Annotated in this window: 19 protein-coding genes and 1 other annotated feature; of the genes, 9 read left to right on the top strand and 10 right to left on the bottom strand. The window is 63.0% G+C overall.

Features of this window, described 5'->3' with window-relative positions; all coding sequences use genetic code 11:
* Positions 1-312: 312 nt before the first annotated feature.
* Positions 313-906: a transglutaminase-like cysteine peptidase gene (locus tag SJ05684_RS10035; protein ID WP_034850897.1), complete on the top strand. Its 594-nt coding sequence runs from the start codon at positions 313-315 to the stop codon at positions 904-906.
* Between the two features lie 112 nt (positions 907-1,018).
* Here the strand turns inward: SJ05684_RS10035 and SJ05684_RS10030 are convergent, their stop codons facing one another.
* Together SJ05684_RS10030 and SJ05684_RS10025 are read right to left on the bottom strand one after the other, a co-directional pair.
* Positions 1,019-2,962 carry a MacB family efflux pump subunit gene (locus SJ05684_RS10030; RefSeq protein ID WP_034850895.1) on the bottom strand — a complete coding sequence of 648 codons (1,944 nt, stop codon included), beginning with the start codon at positions 2,960-2,962 and terminating at the stop codon, positions 1,019-1,021.
* A gap of 8 nt (positions 2,963-2,970) precedes the next feature.
* Entirely contained in the window at positions 2,971-4,245 is a 1,275-nt protein-coding gene (locus tag SJ05684_RS10025) for an efflux RND transporter periplasmic adaptor subunit (RefSeq protein ID WP_034850894.1), read from the bottom strand.
* Between the two features lie 306 nt (positions 4,246-4,551).
* Here SJ05684_RS10025 and SJ05684_RS10020 point away from each other — a divergent pair, with 306 nt between their 5' ends.
* Entirely contained in the window at positions 4,552-5,199 is a 648-nt protein-coding gene (locus SJ05684_RS10020) for a TetR/AcrR family transcriptional regulator C-terminal domain-containing protein (RefSeq protein WP_034850892.1), read from the top strand.
* 154 nt (positions 5,200-5,353) lie between these two features.
* A complete protein-coding gene (gene ilvC, locus SJ05684_RS10015) occupies positions 5,354-6,373 on the top strand; it encodes a ketol-acid reductoisomerase (RefSeq protein WP_034850890.1) in 1,020 nt (339 codons plus the stop codon).
* A 106-nt stretch (positions 6,374-6,479) separates the two neighbouring features.
* On the opposite strand, the gene SJ05684_RS10010 is transcribed toward ilvC, so the two are convergent.
* Positions 6,480-6,734, bottom strand: a complete 255-nt coding sequence (locus tag SJ05684_RS10010; RefSeq protein WP_034850889.1) for a hypothetical protein — start codon at positions 6,732-6,734, stop codon at positions 6,480-6,482.
* Positions 6,735-7,048: 314 nt separating this feature from the next.
* Between SJ05684_RS10010 and SJ05684_RS10005 the strand changes: the two genes are divergently transcribed.
* Positions 7,049-8,275 (top strand): aminotransferase-like domain-containing protein, encoded by a 1,227-nt coding sequence (locus SJ05684_RS10005; protein WP_034850887.1) that lies wholly within the window; start codon positions 7,049-7,051, stop codon positions 8,273-8,275.
* Positions 8,276-8,825: 550 nt separating this feature from the next.
* Positions 8,826-10,793 carry an acyltransferase family protein gene (locus SJ05684_RS10000; RefSeq protein ID WP_034850885.1) on the top strand — a complete coding sequence of 656 codons (1,968 nt, stop codon included), beginning with the start codon at positions 8,826-8,828 and terminating at the stop codon, positions 10,791-10,793.
* 233 nt (positions 10,794-11,026) lie between these two features.
* Here the strand turns inward: SJ05684_RS10000 and SJ05684_RS09995 are convergent, their stop codons facing one another.
* The 5 genes from SJ05684_RS09995 to SJ05684_RS09975 form a co-directional block, all read right to left on the bottom strand.
* Positions 11,027-12,076, bottom strand: a complete 1,050-nt coding sequence (locus SJ05684_RS09995) for an aldo/keto reductase (protein WP_034850883.1) — start codon at positions 12,074-12,076, stop codon at positions 11,027-11,029.
* Positions 12,077-12,241: 165 nt separating this feature from the next.
* On the bottom strand, positions 12,242-12,916 hold the full coding sequence (locus SJ05684_RS09990; protein WP_034850881.1) for a glutathione S-transferase family protein: 675 nt from the start codon (positions 12,914-12,916) through the stop codon (positions 12,242-12,244).
* Positions 12,917-13,048: 132 nt separating this feature from the next.
* Positions 13,049-13,471, bottom strand: a complete 423-nt coding sequence (locus SJ05684_RS09985; protein WP_034850879.1) for a DUF1801 domain-containing protein — start codon at positions 13,469-13,471, stop codon at positions 13,049-13,051.
* 97 nt (positions 13,472-13,568) lie between these two features.
* Positions 13,569-14,048 (bottom strand): DUF1801 domain-containing protein, encoded by a 480-nt coding sequence (locus SJ05684_RS09980; protein WP_034850877.1) that lies wholly within the window; start codon positions 14,046-14,048, stop codon positions 13,569-13,571.
* 168 nt (positions 14,049-14,216) lie between these two features.
* Positions 14,217-14,756: a BA14K family protein gene (locus tag SJ05684_RS09975; RefSeq protein WP_034850875.1), complete on the bottom strand. Its 540-nt coding sequence runs from the start codon at positions 14,754-14,756 to the stop codon at positions 14,217-14,219.
* Positions 14,757-15,328: 572 nt separating this feature from the next.
* Positions 15,329-15,380: a sequence feature (sul1 is cis-regulatory element that is thought to sense ions involved in sulfur or methionine metabolism; They are found in Alphaproteobacteria), on the top strand.
* A 228-nt stretch (positions 15,381-15,608) separates the two neighbouring features.
* Between SJ05684_RS09975 and SJ05684_RS09970 the strand changes: the two genes are divergently transcribed.
* The 4 genes from SJ05684_RS09970 to SJ05684_RS09955 are packed head-to-tail and all read left to right on the top strand — an operon-like array spanning position 15,609 to position 18,783.
* A complete protein-coding gene (locus SJ05684_RS09970; RefSeq protein WP_034850874.1) occupies positions 15,609-17,099 on the top strand; it encodes a SulP family inorganic anion transporter in 1,491 nt (496 codons plus the stop codon).
* A gap of 12 nt (positions 17,100-17,111) precedes the next feature.
* Positions 17,112-17,966: a universal stress protein gene (locus SJ05684_RS09965; RefSeq protein ID WP_034850872.1), complete on the top strand. Its 855-nt coding sequence runs from the start codon at positions 17,112-17,114 to the stop codon at positions 17,964-17,966.
* 47 nt (positions 17,967-18,013) lie between these two features.
* On the top strand, positions 18,014-18,361 hold the full coding sequence (locus SJ05684_RS09960; RefSeq protein ID WP_034850870.1) for a TraR/DksA family transcriptional regulator: 348 nt from the start codon (positions 18,014-18,016) through the stop codon (positions 18,359-18,361).
* Between the two features lie 38 nt (positions 18,362-18,399).
* Positions 18,400-18,783 (top strand): PIN domain-containing protein, encoded by a 384-nt coding sequence (locus tag SJ05684_RS09955; protein WP_193354419.1) that lies wholly within the window; start codon positions 18,400-18,402, stop codon positions 18,781-18,783.
* Positions 18,784-18,960: 177 nt separating this feature from the next.
* Here SJ05684_RS09955 and SJ05684_RS09950 read toward each other — a convergent pair whose 3' ends face one another.
* Entirely contained in the window at positions 18,961-19,176 is a 216-nt protein-coding gene (locus tag SJ05684_RS09950; RefSeq protein WP_034850868.1) for a hypothetical protein, read from the bottom strand.
* 41 nt (positions 19,177-19,217) lie between these two features.
* Positions 19,218-20,201 carry a L,D-transpeptidase family protein gene (locus tag SJ05684_RS09945; protein WP_034850965.1) on the bottom strand — a complete coding sequence of 328 codons (984 nt, stop codon included), beginning with the start codon at positions 20,199-20,201 and terminating at the stop codon, positions 19,218-19,220.
* Between the last annotated feature and the right edge of the window lie 116 nt (positions 20,202-20,317).

Here is a 20,317-nt window from a genome sequence, read left to right as displayed (position 1 = left end):
GTATCGGCGGGCGGGGCCTTGGTGGAATCCGGTATTTCGATACCGCTAACAAGCGTTATATTTTCATCATTGGAGGCGCCGCGGAGTAGGGAGAAAGTCCTAAAGGTCGGCCAGAAAAAACTTTCCATGCTTTACTGCAACCGCGGCGTAACATGAAGCCATAACCAGAAGACGTACTTAGGGTTGATCTGGGAATTCTTGCGAAATTGCCACATCATTGCCCAATTCGGCACTATTAACCTCGAGCCAATCTTTTCAATTTATATCTCCACGCCGGGCTGGGGATATTCCTGCCCGTCTGGAGACGACCTCATGAAACGCTTCATCGCGCCGACCGCTTTCCTGTTGCTTATTTTGGCTCCGGGGGGAGCCAGTGCGGGGACGATTATGAAGACCGCCGGCAGGGCTTTCGCTCCTCCTGCTTTCAAGCCGTTCTGTGCGCGCCAGCCGGGACTGTGCGAAACCGGCGGCGGAACCGCCATGGTCGTGCTGAACGAGGCGAGATCAACGGAGCTGAAGCAGGTCAACGGCGCCGTCAATGCGCGCATCGAGGAACGCAGCGATATATCTACCTCCGGCAGGGACGACGATTGGCGCCTTCCGACGCACTATGGAGATTGCGAGGATTTCGCCATCCTCAAGAAGCACGAGCTGCTCAGGCGCGGCTGGCCGGCTTCGGCCCTGTTGTTGACGGTTGCCCGTTATCGCGGACAGGGTCACACGGTGCTCACGGTTCGCACCAGCGAGGGCGACCTCGTGCTCGACAATCTGACCAACTCGATCAGGGACTGGTCGCGCACGCCCTATAACTATTTCGCCCGCCAGTCGCAGTCGGATGGTCGCACCTGGGAATTGATCGCGGGGCCGGAGCGGGTGGCGCAGGGGCGGCGTCGGCCGGACGCGTGATATGCAGCAACTCTGCAGCGATCCCTGCCGCGTCTTGACGCGCGGCGCTGTAGAGGGCTCGCGATTGCTCTCCCGCAAAGGGGGGTTCAAGCGGCCAAGCATTGGGCGACCCTCAGTCCGCGCTGAGGGCCATTGCCGGTTGCAGGCGTGAGGCGTTGCGGGCGGGCAAGTAGCCGAAAATGAGGCCCGTCGCGAAGGAGCAGGCGAAGGCAAGCGCCAGGGGGCCTGCGGTGAAGGCCACCGGCATCCCGAAATATTGCGCGACATAACCCGTTGCGAGGCCCGCAACGAGGCCGATCACGCCGCCGATTGCGGAAACCACCAGCGCCTCGATGATGAACTGCACGAGGATGTCGCGCCGGCGCGCGCCGGTCGCCATGCGCACGCCGATCTCCCGGGTGCGTTCGCTGACGCTGACCAGCATGATGTTCATCACGCCGATGCCGCCGACGATGAGCGAAATCGCCGCGACGGAGCCGAGGAAAAGCTTCATCGTGTTGGACGTCTCGGTGAAGGCCTCGCGCACCGACGACATATTGGTGATCCGGGTATCCTCTCGCTTGTGCCGCTCGTTGAGCAGCGACTGGATCCGCTCCTGCGTGAGATCGATGGCGGCCGCATCCTGCACCTTGACGGTGATGGTACGAATATTGCGCTGGCCGAAGATGCGCATGCTGCCGGTGGTGAGCGGCACGAGGACGACGTCGTCCCGATCGTTGCCGCCGGCGCTTGCGCCCATCTCGTTCATGACGCCGATCACCTGGAAGGGGATCTTGTTGACGAGCACATATTGGCCGATCGGGTCCGTGCCGTCCGCGAAGAGCGTGTTGACGACGGTCTGGCCGAGCACCGCGACCGGCGCGTAGGTTTCCATGTCGTTTCGGTTGATGAATTCGCCGCGGCCGACGGCCCAGGACTTCGCTTCCGTGAATTGCGGCACCGTGCCGTTCGCGGTCGTCTGGTAGTCGATATTGCCGCGTCGGAGCGTCACCGTGCTCGTCATTTCCGGCACGGCGAAGGCGACGTTGGGGAGGTCCTGGATCGCGTCCGCATCGGGCGGCACGAGGGTGACATTGCTGCCGCCGGGGCTGCCGCGGAAATTCGCCATGCTCGGGCGCACCAGAAGCAGATCGGAGCCCATGGAGGAGATGCGGCTCAGCACCGAATCCTGAGCGCCGGTGCCGATCGCCAGCATGGCGACGACGGAGCCGACGCCGATGACGATGCCGAGCAGCGTCAGAATGGTGCGGAAGAGGTTGGCGCGAAGCGCCCGCATCGCCATCCTGATCGCCTCCGACATGTCGGCGATGGCCGCAAATCCTTCACGCGTGCGCTGGGCCAGGCCGATGGCGGCGTCCGGATTGGCGCGCCGCTTTCTGCTCCTGTCGGCGATGATGCGACCGTCGCGAATTTCGATGAGCCTGTCGGCCTCGTTGGCGACCTCGCGTTCATGGGTGATGACGATGATCGTATGGCCGTTGTCGTTCATCTGGCGCAGGAGCGCCATCACCTCCTCGCCACTCTGGCTGTCGAGCGCGCCGGTCGGCTCGTCGGCAAGGATGACGCGGCCGCCGTTCATCAGCGCGCGGGCAATCGAGACGCGCTGCTGCTGGCCGCCGGAAAGCTGGCTTGGCCGATGGTGGAGCCGGTCGCCGAGTTTCAGCGATTGCAGGATCGCCTCGGCGCGCTCGTGCCGGTCGCTCGCGGGAACGCCCGCATAGATCGCCGGCACCTCTACGTTTTCCTGCGCGGTCGCGGTCGGGATGAGGTTATAGGCCTGGAAAATGAAGCCGAATGTGCGGCGGCGCAATGCCGCGAGCTCGTCCCCGTCGAAGCTGGCAACGTTTTCGCCTTCGATCAGGTAGTCGCCGGAGGTCGGCTGGTCGAGGCAGCCGAGGATGTTCATCAAGGTCGATTTGCCGGAGCCCGACTGACCCATGATGGCGACGAATTCGCCGGCTTCGATGTCGAGCGAGATGTCGTGCAGGACCTCGACGGCGAGATCGCCGTTGAAGTAGGTCTTGCTGACATTGTCGAGCGCGAGGAGAGGGGTCATCGGAGCGCTCAGAACAGTCGCAGCATGCGCATGCCGCGCCGGGACCCCGTGGCACCGTTGCCGCGGTTGCCGGCGGAGCCGGTGTCGACCACCACCTTTTCACCCTCCTCGAGGCCGCTGACGATTTCGGCGCTGACGCGGTTGCGGATGCCGACACCGACGTCACGCGCTTCGGCCGCGCCGGATGGCGTGACGACGGTCACCTGTGCCTGAGCCGGCTTGCCGTCCGCGCCGCCATTCACTCGGACCGCGGCGCTCGGCACGATCAGCACGTCCTTGGCAGCGGCCTCGACGAAGAAGACCTGCGCGCTCATCGACATCATCAGTTCGCCGGTGGGGTTCGGCACGTCGAAGAGCGCGTAATAGAGGACCACGTTGTTTTCCGTGTCCGGTTTCGGCTCGATCTGGCGCAGCTTGCCGGTGAAGCGTTTTCCCGGCTGGCCGAGCAGGGTGAAATAGGCATCCATGCCGATCTTCAGTTTGCCGACGTCGGCCTCGGAGACCTGGGCCTTGACCGTCATGGTCGAAAGATCGGCGATGGTGACGATCGTCGGCGCGGTCTGGTTGGCGTTGAGCGTCTGGCCCTCCTTGGCCGGGTTGTCGACGATCGTTCCGGCCATCGGCGCATAGATCTTGGTGTAGCCGAGATCGACCTGGTCGCCGGCGAGCGTCGCCTTCTGCTTGCGGATCTGCGCCTCGACCGCCTGCACATCGGCTTCCGCGGCGACGTGATCCGCGACGGCCTGGTCGAGCGTCGCCTGCGACGCGCTGCTGGTGGCAACGAGGTTGCGCTGGCGTTCGATATTGGCGCCCTTCAAAACGAGCTGGGCTTTCTTCGACACGAGTTGCGCCTCGAGATAGGCGAGCTCCGCCTGGTCGATTTCGATCCGGTTCTCGATCGAAGCGGGGTCGATTTCCGCAATGAGCTGGTTCTCTGCGACCCGCTCGCCGACCGCGACATGCAGCGATTTCAACTGGCCCGACACCTGCGCGCCGGCATCGACGGATTTGATCGCATCGAGCGTGCCGACGGCAGTCACGCTGTTTTCGATGTCGCCTCGCGCCACCGCCTGGGTGATGATCGCCGTCGCCGGCTGCGCCCCGTACTGGCTCCAGGCGTAATAGCCCGCGCCGAGGATGGCGACGAGAATGGGGACGGCAATCCACAGCCGCGACCGGCGCTTCCGGCGTTGCGGTGACGGCGTTGCCGGGATCACGGTGACCCTCGCCGTCGGACTGGGGGCGGCCGCATCCTGCTGCGCCGCGTCGGCCATCTTGCTCATGGGCGTAACCCTATCGGGCGCAACTCTATCGGGGCGAACTTCGAAGCAGGATAGAGACGAAGGCGGCGGGCGAAAAGATTGAGTTCATTATATTTTCGTAATGTTGGGGAGTGCCTCAAGCGGGAAGAGCGATCTCGACCGCCGTATCGGCTCCGAACCAATGCTCCCGAGCTGGTCGGACATGGCATCCTCCCCGCAAGCCGCCTCAAAAATCACGCCCCTGCCACAACCGGTCTTGACGTCCCTTCCGCTTGCCCATAGAAGAATGCGAACCGTACCGTACGGTACTCATGGAGCGATCGCGAAGTGCAAGGCGTCGAAGCGACAAGAGAGGCGAGGGGCGGGACCGGCTTGACCGAGCGTCAAGGCGCGGTGCTCGAGCAGGCCCTGCGCCTTCTCGTCGACGGCGGCGAAAGGGCGTTGACGACGGCTGGCGTCGCGCGCGCGGCCAATTGCTCCAAGGAAAGCCTCTACAAGTGGTTCGGCGATCGCGAGGGGCTGCTTTCAGCGATGATCGCCTTCCAGGCAAGCAAGGTCAGGACGCTCGACGTTTCAGCGGAAGCGCTGGACGCAGCAAGCCTCAAGGCGCATCTTGTCGCCTTCGCCAGGGACCTGCTCGAAGTTCTCTCCGGGGAGGTGTCGCTGGCGCTTAATCGGCTGGCGATCGGCCAGGCGAGCCGCGAGGGCTCCAAGCTCGGGCGGCTCTTGCAGGAGCGCGGGCGGCGGCCGATCGGGCGGCGGGCAGGGGCGCTCCTGGAGGCCGGACGCAAGGCGGGGCTTCTTGCCTTTGACGACGCGGAGGAGGCCTATGGCGCGCTTTACGGGCTCGTCGTCGCCGACTGGCACCTGCGCCTGCTTCTCGGCGAAGAGGCGGGGATGATGAAGAAGGATTTCAGCCAAAGGGCGGAGCGGGCGGTCGAAGCCTTCCTGAGGCTCTACGGCGCGAAAGTGTGACGGTGGCCTCATGCCACCACTACAGCGCCGCGCGGCCTATCGGACGCGCAAATCGCTGTAGCACTTTGAAATGCTGCATGTCTTTCTCCTTGAATCGAGGTCGATTCAAGGAGACATGCGAGTGGGAAACAGACAGCAAAGGGAAGGAAATTCGATGCGCGTCTATTACGATCGTGATGCCGATCTCAACCTCATCAAGTCCAAGAAGGTTGCCATCGTCGGCTATGGCAGCCAGGGCCGCGCCCATGCGCTGAACCTCAAGGAATCCGGCGCCAAGGAAATCCGCATTGCGCTGAAACCGGGCTCGGCGACGGCCGCCAAGGTCGAGGCCGACGGTCTTTCGGTTCTCTCGGTTGCGGAAGCCGCCGCCTGGGCCGATCTCATCATGATGGCGACGCCGGACGAGTTGCAGGCCGACATCTACAAAAACGAGATCGCCGGCAATATCCGGGACGGCGCGGCAATCGCCTTCGCCCACGGCCTCAATGTTCACTTCGGCCTGATCGAGCCGAAGGCTTCGGTCGACGTCGTGATGATCGCGCCGAAGGGCCCGGGACACACGGTGCGCGGCGAATACCAGAAGGGTGGCGGCGTTCCCTGCCTCGTGGCCGTCCATCAGGACGCGTCCGGCAACGCGCTCGATCTGGCGCTCTCCTACGCCTGCGGCGTTGGCGGTGGCCGTTCCGGCATCATCGAAACCAACTTCAAGGAAGAGTGCGAAACCGACCTCTTCGGTGAGCAGGTCGTTCTCTGCGGCGGTCTGGTCGAACTCATCCGCGCCGGTTTCGAAACGCTGGTCGAAGCCGGCTACGCGCCGGAAATGGCCTATTTCGAGTGCCTGCACGAAGTGAAGCTGATCGTCGACCTGATCTATGAAGGCGGCATCGCCAACATGAACTACTCGATCTCCAACACGGCCGAGTGGGGCGAATACGTCACCGGTCCGCGCATCATCACGGAAGAAACCAAGGCCGAGATGAAGCGCGTACTCAAGGACATCCAGACCGGCAAGTTCACCTCGGAATGGATGCAGGAGTACAGGTCGGGTGCCGCCCGCTTCAAGGGCATCCGCCGCGTCAACGATGCGCACCAGATCGAGGAAGTCGGCGCGAAGCTGCGCGGCATGATGCCCTGGATCGGCAAGAACAAGCTGGTGGACAAGGCCAAGAACTAAGCCTTACCTCCCAAGGCAGGAGAAAGCCGGGGCATCAGCCTCGGCTTTCTTGTCTCGGGCGGTCGGATAACAGCCAACATATCTCGTCGGCCGGCGAACGAGACCGTCAGTCGGAAGATCCGCCTCTCAACGCGCTGGCCATGTGAGTCTTGCATTTGTCGATGTCATTCGCCGCCAGGGCTTGCTTGGCCAAGGCGAGTTGGTCCGCGGCATAAGCCCTTCTCGCGTCGTCGGTGAGCAGACTGACGTCGGTTTCCAATCTCTCCATGCCTGCCTGGTCGCAGATGATATCGGCCTGTGCAAACACGGGAGACGCGAAGGTGGCAGAAAGCGCGCCAGCGATGAGGATTCTTGTCAGCATGATGAGACCTCCAGAGTCTGGTGTGTTTATCTGTTACACGGAGCCAAACCTCCAAGTGCCGTTTCAGTTCCCTGGCGCGAGCCGCTGAAGCGGTTGCCAGCACGAGATGTGATCGCGTCGGTCCGAAATCTGCTGCAAGGGCGTGCGTGTGCAGCCTTCACGACATTGACTCGCAACCGCTTTGCCGACCGACTTCGTCATCAAACATGCCGAACGAGACGCGATCGTGCGGCGGAGGGACTGAAATAGGTCAGCAATATTGACTTAAAATCCGCTCTGTGATGATGTCCGGCCTTCGCCGAAGGGAGGGCCCCATGCTGAACTGGGAAAGCATTTTCGCCACGCGTTCGAGCCGGATGAAGGCCTCGGAAATCCGTGAGCTTCTGAAACTTCTGGATCGTCCGGACATCATCTCCTTCGCCGGCGGTATTCCGGATCCCGAGCTTTTCCCGGATGCGCAGTTCAAGGAGGCCTATGCGGAGATCTTCGGCGGACCGGCCGTCAGCGCCGCGCTGCAATATTCGGTGAGCGAGGGCTATCGGCCCTTGCGCGAATGGCTCGCGGGTCAGATGCGTGCCCTCGGTATTCCGGCAACGGTCGACAACATCTTCATCACCTCCGGCTCGCAGCAGGCGCTCGATTATCTCGGCAAGCTGTTTCTCTCGCCAAAGGATACGGCGCTCGTCACCTGGCCGACCTATCTCGGCGCGCTGCAGGCCTTCAATGCCTATGAGCCGACCTATGACCAACTGAATCCCGCCGGCAACCGGACGCCGGAAGCCTATGTCCAGGCCGCGACGGAAGCGGGCGGTCGCGCCAAGTTCGCCTATCTCTCGGCCGATTTCGCCAATCCGACGGGCGAGACCGTCGACCGCGCCGGCCGTGAGAGGGTGCTCGCCCTTGCCGAGGAGCTCGACGTCGCCGTGATCGAGGATGCGGCCTATCAGGCACTGCGCTATGACGGCGAGGCGGTCCCGCCGATCCTGGCACTCGAAATCGCCCGTAAGGGCGACATCAACATGACCCGCACCATCTATTGCGGCAGCTTCTCCAAGACGCTGGCGCCGGGCCTTCGCGTCGGCTGGGTCTGCGCGGCAGACCAGGTCATCCGCAAGCTGGTCCTGCTGAAGCAAGCGGCGGATCTCCATTCCTCGACCATCAACCAGATGGCGATCTGCACTGTCGCCGAGCGCGGTTTCGACGCACAGGTGGCGAAGATCCACCGCGTCTACAGGCACCGCCGCGACGCCATGTTGGCGGCGCTCGAGAAATACATGCCGGCGGATGTCAGCTGGACGAAACCGGAGGGCGGCATGTTTGTCTGGGTCACTCTCCCCAAGGGCACGGACGGTGCCGCGCTGCTTGCGAAGTCGATCGAGACCGCCAAGGTCGCCTTCGTGCCGGGCCGTGCCTTCTTTGCCGACGGATCGGGCGAAAACACGCTGCGCTTGAGCTTCTCCTGCGCCAATGACGAGATGATCGACGAGGGCATCCGCCGCCTCGGCGCGCTCATACGCGGCGAGATGGCCGAGGCAGCCTGAGGCGAGCGGCGAAATTCGGGTGGGCGGCACCCCCTGCCTTGCCGGGCACCTCGCGAGCCCCTCACCCTAGCCCTCTCCCCGCAAGCGGGGCGAGGGGACGAGGCGTGCCCCGATCTCTCGTTTTACCTACGCTGCAATTGGATATTCCGACCTGCTTCGGAAGAAGCGGCGAGGGGATATAACGGGGCGCGGCATTGCCCCTTCTCCCCGCGAGCCGGCAGAAGGTCGCGGCAGCGGGATGAGGGGCGCGGGGAGGGATGTCGCCTAGGACGTCCCGAAGACATTCGCAGGGGACAAATGGCCGGCGCCCTTTTGAGGCCATATTGTCGAGCAGTATCACCTCACCGTTGCGTTGCACTGCAGCAAATTTCCTGCAATGTGTGATGGAACTTTGCGCTCCGGGTCGGCCGATGCGGCGGGCAGGGCGCTGGAGTGGGATGCGCTCGCGCAGCTGCGCCATACCGCTCCATCCGAATGTTTTGCCGCATTTCTGCAGGGGAGGTGATTCCACCTGACTGCAAGATGCTCCAAGGGACAGGGCACCGGTCATATGCGTCCATCGGCATCCTCGGGCGAGTTTCGTCCGGACATTGAAGGGCTCAGGGCCCTGGCGGTCTCCGGCGTCGTCGCCTTTCATTTCGGCATGAGCGGATTGCCGGGCGGCTTCGTCGGCGTCGACATCTTCTTCGTCATCTCCGGCTACCTGATTACCCGGCACCTGCAGCAGGAAATTGCCAGGAGCGGCACGGTCGACCTCTGGCGCTTCTACGCCCGTCGTGCGCGGCGTCTGCTTCCGGCCTCGCTCTTCGTCATCCTGACGACGCTGCTCGTCGGCTATTTCATCCTCGCGCCTTCCGAACAGCAGTTCTATTCCAAGGGCTCGCTGTTTGCTTCCGCCTATATGATTAATCTCTGGCTCATCCGCTGGACCGTCGACTATTTCGCCACGGATGCGTCGAACAATCCCTTCATCCACTTCTGGTCCTTGTCGGTCGAGGAGCAGTTCTACCTCGTCTGGCCCGCGCTTCTGCTGCTCCTTGCGAAGTTTCGGCCGGGGAAGGGCGGCCTTTTCGTTCTCCTTGCCATCGTCGCCGCCGTCTCCTTCGCCTTCTGCTGGCGGATGACGGCCATATCCCAGCCCTGGGCCTTCTATTTCTCTCCCTTCCGGGCCTGGGAATTCGCCCTTGGCGGCCTTGCCTCAATGGCCCTGCCGCAGGAGTGGGCGAGGCGCTTTCGCTTTTCGCCGCTCCTCGGCTGGATCGGGCTCCTGCTGATCGCCGTCGCCTATCTCGCCGTCACCGAAGAGGTCCCCTTTCCGGGATCGATCGCCCTGCTGCCGGTCTTCGGTACGGTGATGGTGTTGCTGAGCGGCGCGCATGCGAGCGGCGCCGGGCCGAAAATCATTCTCGCGCTGCGGCCGCTGCAGGAGATCGGCAAGCTCTCCTATTCGCTCTATCTCTGGCATTGGCCGGTCATCGTCTATGCGGGAATCCTCAAGCCAGAACTGACGATCGCCGACCGGTTGCTGTGCGGCGCGGCAACGCTTGCGCTTTCCGTCTTCAGCTATCGCTTCATCGAGAACCCGGTCCGCCACAATGGCTGGCTGGCGGCCAAGACGAGCCGTTCCCTGGCGCTGGCAGTGCTCCTCACCGGAACCGGGACAACGCTCGCCTACGGCAGCGCGGCTCTCGCGGGTCGCAGCCTCGATGCCGAGCAAAGGCAGGTCCTTCGAAGCGCCGAGCGGCAATCGGCGGCGCGTACCTTCGACACGAACTGCGTCCTCGATCGGGAGGAGGCGCAGCCGAAGGCCTGCTCGTTCGGCGCCGCCGATCCGAAGAAGACGATCGTGCTCTTCGGCGATTCCCATGCCGATCACTGGTCGACGCCGTTCAAGAAGATCGCCGAAGCGAAGGGCTGGCGCCTGGTCACCTATCTGAAGTCGTCCTGCCCGGCGGCAAGCGTCCCGGTCTGGAACAGCGTCCTGATGCGGCGCTATAACGAGTGCGACGAATTCAAGGAGCGGGTCTTCCGCGAAATCGCCTCGCTGAAGCCGGACATGGTGATCCTCTCGCACTATTCCTCGAGCTATGTCCGAAACGACATCAACCACGCGTCCAAGCCGATCGGGCTCGAGGACTGGACGGCCGGACTCAGGCGGACGATCGAGAGGCTCAAAGGGGACGGCAGCGACGTCGTTCTGCTTCGCGACGTGCCGGTGCACAAGACCTATCTCGACAAATGCGTCGCGCGCGCGCTCTGGCAGGACCGGAGCCCGAGCGTCTGCGACACGCCGCGCAGCGAGGCGGTGGAGGAGACGATTCCTGCTGCCGAGAGAGCGGTCGCAGCGGCGCTGAAGGCGGACTATGTCGATCTGGTCGATCTTTTCTGCAACGAGACGGTCTGCCCGGCGGTGATCGACGGCAAACTGACCTTCCGCGACCGCCATCACATCGCCACCCCTTACGCGGAATCGCTGGCGCCGCGCGTGCAGAGCGCCGTTTTCGGCCCCTCACCCTAGCCCTCCCGCCGCAAGCGGGGAGAGGGGACTGGGAGTATGCGGCGCCGCCTTCAGCTCGTCAAAACCGCCGCAGCTCGATAGGACTGGGAAGGCGCCGCTTGTCCCTTCGCCCCGCGTGCGGGGAGAAGGTGCCGGCAGGCAGATGAAGGGCGCGCGGGAGATGCCCGGTCCTCCCTCCGGAGCTTCTGCGGAGACGGGCAGGGCAGAGGGGGTAAATCGCACCGCCGCCGCTCTCACATATGCGGTCCCAGCAGCGACAGATCAGCCTCGCCGAGCCGGTCCTTGGCGGTCCAGAGCTGGTGCCAGTAGGGATAGATGACCGGCGGCAGGCTGACGGCGTCGAGCAATTGGCGTTCCTCGTCATTGAGCTTGAGGCATGCCGCGGCGAGGTTGTCGCGGAATTGCGCTTCGGTGCGGCCGCCGATGATGACGGAGGTCACGCCCTTGCGGCCGATCAGCCAGGCGAGCGCGACCTCAGCGGCGGATACGTTGCGCTCGGCCGCGATCGTCACCAGCATGTCGACGATCTTCCACAGCCGTTCCTCGTCGCGGATCGGCGGCTCGTTCCAGCCGGCAAGCTGGCGCGTGCCTTCCGGAGTGGCGCCGCGCCGGTGCTTGCCGGAAAGCAGGCCGCCCGCTAGCGGGCTCCAGACCAGGATGCCGAGGCCCTGGTCGATCGAGATCGGGATCAGCTCGTATTCCGCCTCGCGGGCTTCGAGCGTGTAATGGATCTGCTGGCTGACGAAACGCTGGCGGTGCTCGCGCGCGCTGATGCCGAGCGCCTTCATGATGTGCCAGCCGGAATAATTGGAGCAGCCGATATAGCGCACCTTGCCCTGGCGCGCGAGCGTATCGAGCGCCTCCAGGGTCTCCTCGAGCGGTGTGAGGCCGTCCCATTCATGCACCTGATAAAGGTCGATCACGTCGGTCTTCAGCCTCTTCAGGCTCGCCTCGCAGGCGCTGATCAGGTGCTGGCGCGAAAGGCCGCCATCGTTCGGGCCGGGACCCATGGAGAAGCGCGCCTTGGTGGCGATCAGCACGCCGTTCTTGCGCTTGCCGCCGAGCACGTCGCCGATCACCTCCTCGCAGGCGCCGGTCGAGTAGATGTCGGCGGTGTCGATCAGGTTGACGCCGGCATCGAGGCAGAGGTCGACATAACGGCGGGCATCCTCGACCCCGACATTGCCGACCTGGGCAAACTTGCCGCCGCCGCCGATCGTCATCGTGCCCATGGTGATGGTGGAGACCTTGAGGCCGGAGCGGCCGAGCAGACGATATTCCATGGTCTTGCTCCTTTGCGTGGGGTGAACAGGGTAGCCGGTGGGAGCGCGAAAGCAAGACGGCCGATCCGCGCTGCGCCGCGCGTCTTTTCAGACGCGCGAAGGTCGCTGTCACGCTTTGAATCCGCACATCGAGCTTTCCGAAAGCCGGTTCCGGTTTTCGGCGGCTCACAGAAAGCGTGGCGGAATCGCCTCCCGGTAGGGGAACATGTGGAAATAGGGCCGCGCCTCGGCGAGCACGCGCTCAAAGGAGGGGCGGCGGAAAAGACGTTCGAAATAGGTCGACAGGCTGGGATGGGTGGCGTCAAAAGGCTCGACGATACCGGCATAGAACAGGGCAGGGGCGGCGGCGCAATCGGCGATCGAGAAGCGCTCGCCGACGGCGAAGATTTTTCCCGCCAGATGCCGATCGGCCATATCATAGGCGGTGTGGAGAGCAGTCCGCGCCTCGGCGACGCCGCGACTGTCGTTCTCGCCCTCCGGGCGCAGCGTATCGGTGACGATCTTCTGCATCGGCGCATGGATGTAGAGATCGAAGAAACGGTCCCAGAGCCGCGCTTCCAGTGCCTGCTCCTCGTCGCGCGGTATCAGCGCTTCCTTGCCGGGGTGGAGCCGGTCGAGATATTCGATGATGATCGAGGCTTCCGGCACCGTCCGGTTGGCCGCCGCATCATGGAGCACGGGGATCTTGCCGGCGGGCCAGACCTCCAGATAGCGCGCATGCTCCTGCGGGTCCATCAGGTCGACGATCTTCGCCTCGAACGGCGTTCCGGCCTCGTGGAGCGCGATCAGCACCTTATGGCAGAAGGAGGCGAGCGGATGCAGGTAGAGGGTCAGCGCCATGGACGGCTCCTTTGGCTTGGGCGGTGTCTTGACTATAGGGCGTGAACGCTGAGGAAAAAGAGGGGGCGGCGGAGGCTCGCCGCCTTCGCGTTAACCGCCGGCGTGACGGAGTGCCGAACCCGGAGGGGGCCCTCAAGCGCTCTTCCGCTTCTTCTGCGCCCGCGTCGACATGTTCAGGGCCACGGCGGCGCGAATGAGCGCCATCAGCGCCTCTTCATTTATCTCCTCGCCCTCATGGATGTCGATCGCGCGCCTGGTGTTGCCCTCGAGGCTGGAGTTGAAGAGGCCCGCCGGATCCTCCAGCGAGGCGCCCTTGGCGAAGGTCATCTTCACGGCCTGTTTGTAGGTCTCGCCGGTGCAGATGATGCCGTCGTGTTCCCACACCGGAACGCCTCTCCACTTCCACTCCTCGACCACTTCAGGGTCCGCCTCCCGGATGAGACGCCGGATCCGCGCCAATGTCTCGCCCCGCCAGTCACCGAGTTCGCCGATCTTCTCATCGATCAGCCGGGAAGGACTGACTGCCGCTTCTTGCGCCTTCGTGCCGCTCTTCATCATGTTCTCCTATAAGGACAGGCAGAAATTCAAAGTTCTACAGAGACCTTTGCGTGTCTGATAAGACGCGCTGTGCTGTAGTGGTTGTTGTCGACGCTCACATGCGCTCGCCGGGCAATTGGCTGGCCTGCCTCACCCAGTCGGAGAGTTGCGCTTCATCGATTTCGTCGTCCTCATGGATATCGAGATAGCGCACTTCCTTCTGCCTGGACTCGCCGGGAGGAAGAGGCTGCAGCGAGCTCCCTCGGAAGAAGGCGACTTTCACGTATTTCGTGAAGCAATGAAAGCTCAAGAACCAGCCCTCGCCCTCCAACCCATAGAATGGCGAGTTCCATTTGACGGCCTTCTGCACCTTGGGAACCGTGCGCGTGATGAGCGCGTCGATGCGTCGACCGACCTCGCTTTTCCAGCCGGGCATGGCCGCGATATAGGCCTGCACCGGCGCGTCGCCATAGGCTTTTGCGATCTGAGGATTGCCGCCCGAAAGCAGCCTCGGCTGCGCGTCCGCCGCAACCTCCTGCTTCTCCTCGGCCTTCTTTGCGGGCTTCCTAGTCTTGCTGGACGTCTTGCCGGCCATCGCGTTTCTCCGCTCGACAGGCAGACAAGTAGGTGAGGGGTGGTGCGATTTCTACCGCAGGTCTATTGAATCGACCGCAATCTACAGCGCCGCCGCGTCTTTTCAGATGCACGGCGCCGCCGCGTCCGCAGAGCGGCGGTCAATCGCTACTGTCGATGCGCTGCGCCGTCAATAGGGCGAGACGCACGGCCGCCGCGGACCGTAATAGGGCTGGAACGTGTTGTCGTAGGCCCTGTAGGAACGGTAGCGTGCGAAGCACCAGCGCACATGCGCGTTGCCGCCACTGTAATAGGTTTGGCGGTAATAGCGCGGCGCGTAATAGCGTGGCGCGTAATAGCGCGGCGCATAGTAGCTTGGCGCGTAGTAGCTTGGCGCGTAGTAGCGCTGCGCGCGGTAGCGTGGCCGGTAATAGGTTGGGCCGTCGTAGTAGCCCTGATCGTAGTAGCTTGGGCCGTAATATCTCGGTTGTGCCAGCGCTCCGCCGATGATCGCGCCGACGGCCAGTCCGCCGAGCGCCCAGGCCCAATCGTCGTTACCGCGGTGGCGGCGGTGCCCGCCGCGGTACCCGCCACGGTGGCGCCTGTATTGGACCGGCTCCGCCTGCGGTGCCTCGACCTTCAGTGGGACAGGGGTGGGAAACGCCATCGCCGGTGCGCCGCTCGTCAGCGCCGTCGCCAGCGACAAGGCAACGATTGCCAGCCTCTTCATTGGCTTCACCTTTCCGCTACAGCGCCGCACCCGGGACAGGACGTTAAAGGACGCTGTACTGCCTTGGACTTGCTCGACAATTTTGTGCCCAAACCGGTGCCGGTTCAACGTATTTCCGGTAGCAGGAAAGCGCTCTTGCAGCGCGACGCGCGAGGTGCAGATGCGGTAGAACTGGACATAAGTGATCACAGACGGGTGCAGCGTCCGCTTTCCGAAAAATCGATCCGATTTTCGGTGGCTGCGCTTCAGTTTCTCACGCGGAAAACTCGAACGGTAAGCTGCTCCAGATCGGTTGGCGCGAACGGCTTGCTCGGCATGTGCGAAGACCGAAACGGGTGGGGGAGTGGACTTCCGATGCGAGTACATGATGCGACTACATAGAGTGGCCGCTTTGGGGGGTGCAGACCTTGCAAAGACTTGTCTGGAGCGTCAATACGTGCCGCCTGGGCGGCGTCGAGTGCGCGGTAAGCGAGCGAAGGTTGCGGAAACACCGTCGGCTGTTGCAGCATCTCACCAACCTTCGAAATTCCCACTTGATCTCACGGCTGTTTGCCGCAATATTGCCGCCTTCCACCGGACCCGATCCTCGGGTGGCTTCTCCGGGCGCCCATCCCCCGGCAACCAGCTAACTCCTGCACATGTCTCCAGAGATGATGCCGCAGCGAGCCCTCCGATTGGACCTCCCACATGATTGCGACGGCCTGATCACGCCAGAGAACTGACGTTTGCCGTTCCGTGCCTTTGCACCGGCTAACACGCTCACAATCGTGCGCGCGACGTCACGACGTATTACCACATTAACCCGCCGGTCCGACGGTCTCCCAAGCGTTGCCCGGCACGGAGAACATAGACTTGAACCGCGATTTTATTGGCACACTCAAAACCGAATGGTTCGGCAACGTCAAAGGCGACGTGCTTGCCGGGCTTGTCGTGGCGCTTGCCCTGATTCCCGAGGCGATCGCCTTTTCCATCATTGCCGGGGTCGATCCCAAGGTCGGCCTTTATGCTTCCTTTTCGATTGCGGTGCTGATCGCCTTCGTCGGCGGCCGGCACGGCATGATCTCGGCCGCGACGGCGGCAACGGCCGTTCTCATGGTGACGCTGGTGCGCGATCACGGCCTGCAATACCTGCTCGCCGCCACCGTGCTCGCCGGCATCCTGCAGATCGTCGCCGGCCTATTCCGTCTCGGTTACCTGATGCGCTTCGTCTCGCGTTCGGTGATGACCGGCTTCGTCAATGCGCTCGCCATTCTGATCTTCATGGCGCAGCTGCCCGAGCTTACCAATGTCCCGGTGCTGACCTATGTCATGGTGGCGGCCGGTCTCGCGATCATCTACCTGTTTCCCTATCTGACCAGAGCCGTCCCATCGCCGCTCGTCTGCATCATCGTGCTGACGGTGATTTCGATCTTTTTCGGCTTCGATGTCCGCACTGTCGGCGACATGGGCGAGCTACCGTCGACGCTTCCGGTCTTCCTCATCCCGCAGATTCCGCTCAACCTTGAAACGCTGACGATCATTCTGCCTTACTCGGCCGCGGTTGCAGCCGTGGGCCTGCTCGAGTCCTTGATGACGGCCCAGATCGTGGACGATCTGACCGACACCCCAAGTGACAAGAACCGCGAATGCATCGGCCAGGGCATCGCCAACACCGCGACCGGCTTCATCGGCGGCATGGCTGGCTGCGCCATGATCGGTCAGTCAATCATCAACGTGAAATCCGGTGGGCGCGCTCGATTGTCCACGTTGTGCGCTGGCGTGTTCCTTCTGTTCATGATCCTGGTGCTCGGCGATCTCGTCAGCCAGATCCCAATGGCCGCGCTCGTCGCGATCATGGTCATGGTCTCGATCGGTACTTTCTCCTGGTCGTCGATCAAGAACCTCAGGGATCATCCGCGGTCGTCGTCGATCGTCATGATCGCCACGGTCGTCGGTGTGGTCTACACCCACAACCTCGCTATCGGGGTGCTGATCGGCGTGCTGCTTTCGGCCGTGTTCTTCTCCTGGAAGATCGCACAGATTTTCAGGGTCACGTCGGTTCTCTCAGGAGACGGTACGCACCGCACCTACAAGGTCGAAGGCCAAGTGTTCTTCGCCTCAGTCGAGGATTTCAACAAGGCCTTTGACTTCAAGGAGGCGCTCGCGAAAGTCACGATCGACGTCAGCCATGCCCATATATGGGACATCTCCAGTGTCGCCGCGCTCGACATGATCGTTCTGAAGTTCCGTCGCGAGGGCGCTGACGTCGAGATCGTTGGAATGAATGCAGCGAGCGAGACGATCGTCGACAGGCTCGCCATTCACGATAAGCCCGGCGCCATGGAACGCCTGATGGGCCACTAAGGGAGGACGCAAATGACAAGAATAGTCGGACTGATCGACGGGTCCATCTATGCGCAAAGCGTATGCGACCACATTGCCTGGATCGCGGGCAAGACAGAGGTCGGCGTGGAAATGCTCCACGTCATTGGCCGCCGCGATCTCTCGAGCGAGCCCGTCAACCTCAGCGGCAATATCGGGCTCGGCGCCCGCACCGCGCTGTTGGAAGAGCTGGCGGAATTGGACGCCCAAAAGGCAAAGGTCGCGCAGAAGCGCGGACGCCTGCTGCTCGAGGAGGCGAAATCCCGGCTTCAGGCGGCAGGCGTCGCGGACGTCGAGACCAGGCTGCGCAATGGCGATCTCGTCGAGACTATCCAGGAATTCGAGACCAATGCCGACCTCATCGTCATCGGCAAGCGCGGCGAAGGTGCCGACTTCGCCAAGGGTCACCTCGGCTCGAACCTGGAGCGCGTCGTGCGGTCGACCCGCAAGCCGCTCGTGGTGGCCTCGCGGGCGTTCAAGCCGATCAGCAAGCTGCTGATCGCCTATGACGGCGGCGCGATGGCGATGCAGGCGGTCGACCAGGTGTCGCGCAGCCCGATCCTGACGGGGCTTGCATGCAAGCTCGTCATGGCGGGCCCCGAAACGCCCGAAAACCGCAAGAAGCTCGACGACGCGGCAGTCATTCTGAGGGCTGCCGGCTACGAGGTCGAGACCGCGCTTGTGCCCGGCCATGCCGACAAGGTGATTTCCGAGACCGTCGAAAGGGAAGGTTACGACCTGCTCGTGATGGGCGCCTACAGCCACTCGCGCCTGAGGAGCCTGTTCATCGGTTCCACGACAACGGAGATGATCCGCTCCTGCAAGGTCCCGGTCGTCATTTTCCGATGATCATTGGAGGCGGGCCCTCGGCCCGCCAACATTTCGGGAGGTTCAACATGAAAACGATCGAAGACGCGGATGTCGTCAAGGCCTTCGAGCAGCGTTTGCGCGAAGAGCTGGCGGAAACGATCCGCCTCATCGAGGAAAGCAAGGAATACCGGGCGCCGGTCGAACTGGACCAGCAAAGCGTCGGACGTCTCTCGCGCATGGACGCCATGCAACAGCAGGCGATGGCCCAGGACATCACGCGCCGGCGGCAACATCGCAAGGTGTCGATCGAACGGGCGCTGTCGCGCATCCGCGATGGCGAATATGGCTATTGCAGCGAGTGCGGCGAGCCCATCGCCGTCCGCCGCCTCGATATCGATCCGACATTCGAGACTTGTGTGCGCTGCGCCCCCTGAGTGCGGCCGGCAAGACCGACTGATTGAGAGGAGCGATCATGCCGCGACAAAGGCAGACCCTGTTCCTGATCGACGGCAGCCATTACGACAGGCTGAAGTCCGTCTTTGAGGCGCCGCTCGATCTACGAAAGCTGGCGCAGATCGCCAGCAACGGCGCTTCGATTGATCGCGCCTTCTACTACCGCGACATCCGCGACGAAAAGGAGGAAGAAAGGCAGCGCCCGCTCTTCAATTGGCTCGGCCATCACGGATTCGCCGTCAAAGGCCGCGCCCACGGTCCTGACGAGGCACGCGAACGCTATGGAACCAACCTGGTTGAGATCGCCGTCGTCAGTGGCGCAGCCAATTACGCTCCCAGAATCGATGATCGTTTGCGGATCGCTGACGTCTGCTTGCCACTCGATCTGATCATGAGCGATTAGCGTCGTCGCGTCATGGTGTTAGATCTGCGACAGCAGGAATCGGGCAATCTCGATGTGACCGGTCATCAAGCCTCAAGCCTGATTGGGTGGAAGCAGATGACTGCTGGGACCCAACGCAGCGATCGTCTCCGCCATAGGCAGCGTGCCTCGTGGTCAGCATCGCGTCTCGGCCGGGTGCTACCAATTGCCCGGATCCGCAGTGTGATCGGTACCGGCAAACTCGTCCGCCTTTTCCCTGTCCAGCGTAAGAGCGGTTGCGATCCCTGTCTCGTCCGTCACCGAATAATCGAGCGGCGCCCACCCGTCGGTCAATTCCTGATACATGAGCAAGGCGGCTTCCTCGGCGGTGTCGGCGTCGAACTCTTTCGTGACGGTGACTGTGAACTTGTGCATGGCCTGTCCTCGTCTCTGCTCAAATGGAAATCTCACATGCTTCAATCGCCGAACTCGACGATCACTCCCGGCTTGACCATTGCCGCCAGTTCCTCGGCGTCCCAGTTTGTCAGGCGAACGCATCCGTGTGAGCTCACCTTGTCGACGAGCGACGGTTCCGGGGTGCCGTGAATCCCATAGGTTGGCTCGGTCAGGTCGATCCAGACGGATCCCACGGGGCCGTTGGGGCCGCTGGGCAGTTCTAGAACCGCATCGTTGTCGCCCTGCTTGAAGTTGACTTTGGGGTTGTAGACGTAGGTCGGATTTGGAGCGACCCCTTTGACCTTGTGCGTGCCGGAGGGCGAAGGCGTCTCTTCGCTGCCGATCGTGGCGGGATAAACGGTGAACAGCGAGCCGTCTTCCGCAAAGGCCGCAACCTGGCCTGCTTCCCTGCGCACCTCGATCCGTTTGACCTTACCTTCCCTCGCGGCGCCGGGGATTGCAACCGAAACCGTGTCTCCTACGGCAAATCCCGAGGCCGGATTGAGCGCCTTCAAGAGGTCGATGTCCATGTGGAACCGCTCCGCCAGCTTCTCCGCGACGCTCGTATATCCGAGGTGCTCCATCTCCGCCTGCTTGGCGTAATCTTCCGGGATGCGCTCGACGAGCTCCCTTGTGTCTTCTTCCGAGACGACATAGGGCGCGATGACGGGCTCGTCGTCCAGCAACCGGCCGATGACCTCGGGGTCCGGCTTTCCGTCAACGGGGAGACTTTGCATGGCCTCGAACCCGGCGATCGCCTTGGTGACGTTCTCGCCATAGTAGCCGTCGATCACCCCGGGAGACGAACCCGCGCGGTCCAGAAGGACCTGGAGACGGATGATTGCCGGCTGCGGTTGCGGCGGTGCCTCCGACGGTCGGTCTGGCGGAACCGAGGCGATGGAAGCATTGTTGATCGCTTCCGGCAGAAGTTCCACGGCGCCGGCGGCGGCGCAGAGGCCGAATGTCAGCGATGCTGCAAGAAATGCCATGCTCTTCATGAAGATCACAAATCCGTAGGAGCCAACTTGTTCCGCCCGCAGGGTCCGAAATCCCGGGGACGGGACCGTCGGGCGGCCGACCAACCCGGTCGTTCACCCGTTCCCCGGTTGCCGCAGGGTCT

This window comes from Sinorhizobium sojae CCBAU 05684 (assembly GCF_002288525.1).
Taxonomy (GTDB): Bacteria; Pseudomonadota; Alphaproteobacteria; order Rhizobiales; family Rhizobiaceae; genus Sinorhizobium; species Sinorhizobium sojae.
Note: the sequence above shows the minus strand (reverse complement) of the source record. Positions and strands in the feature narration are given on the sequence as shown.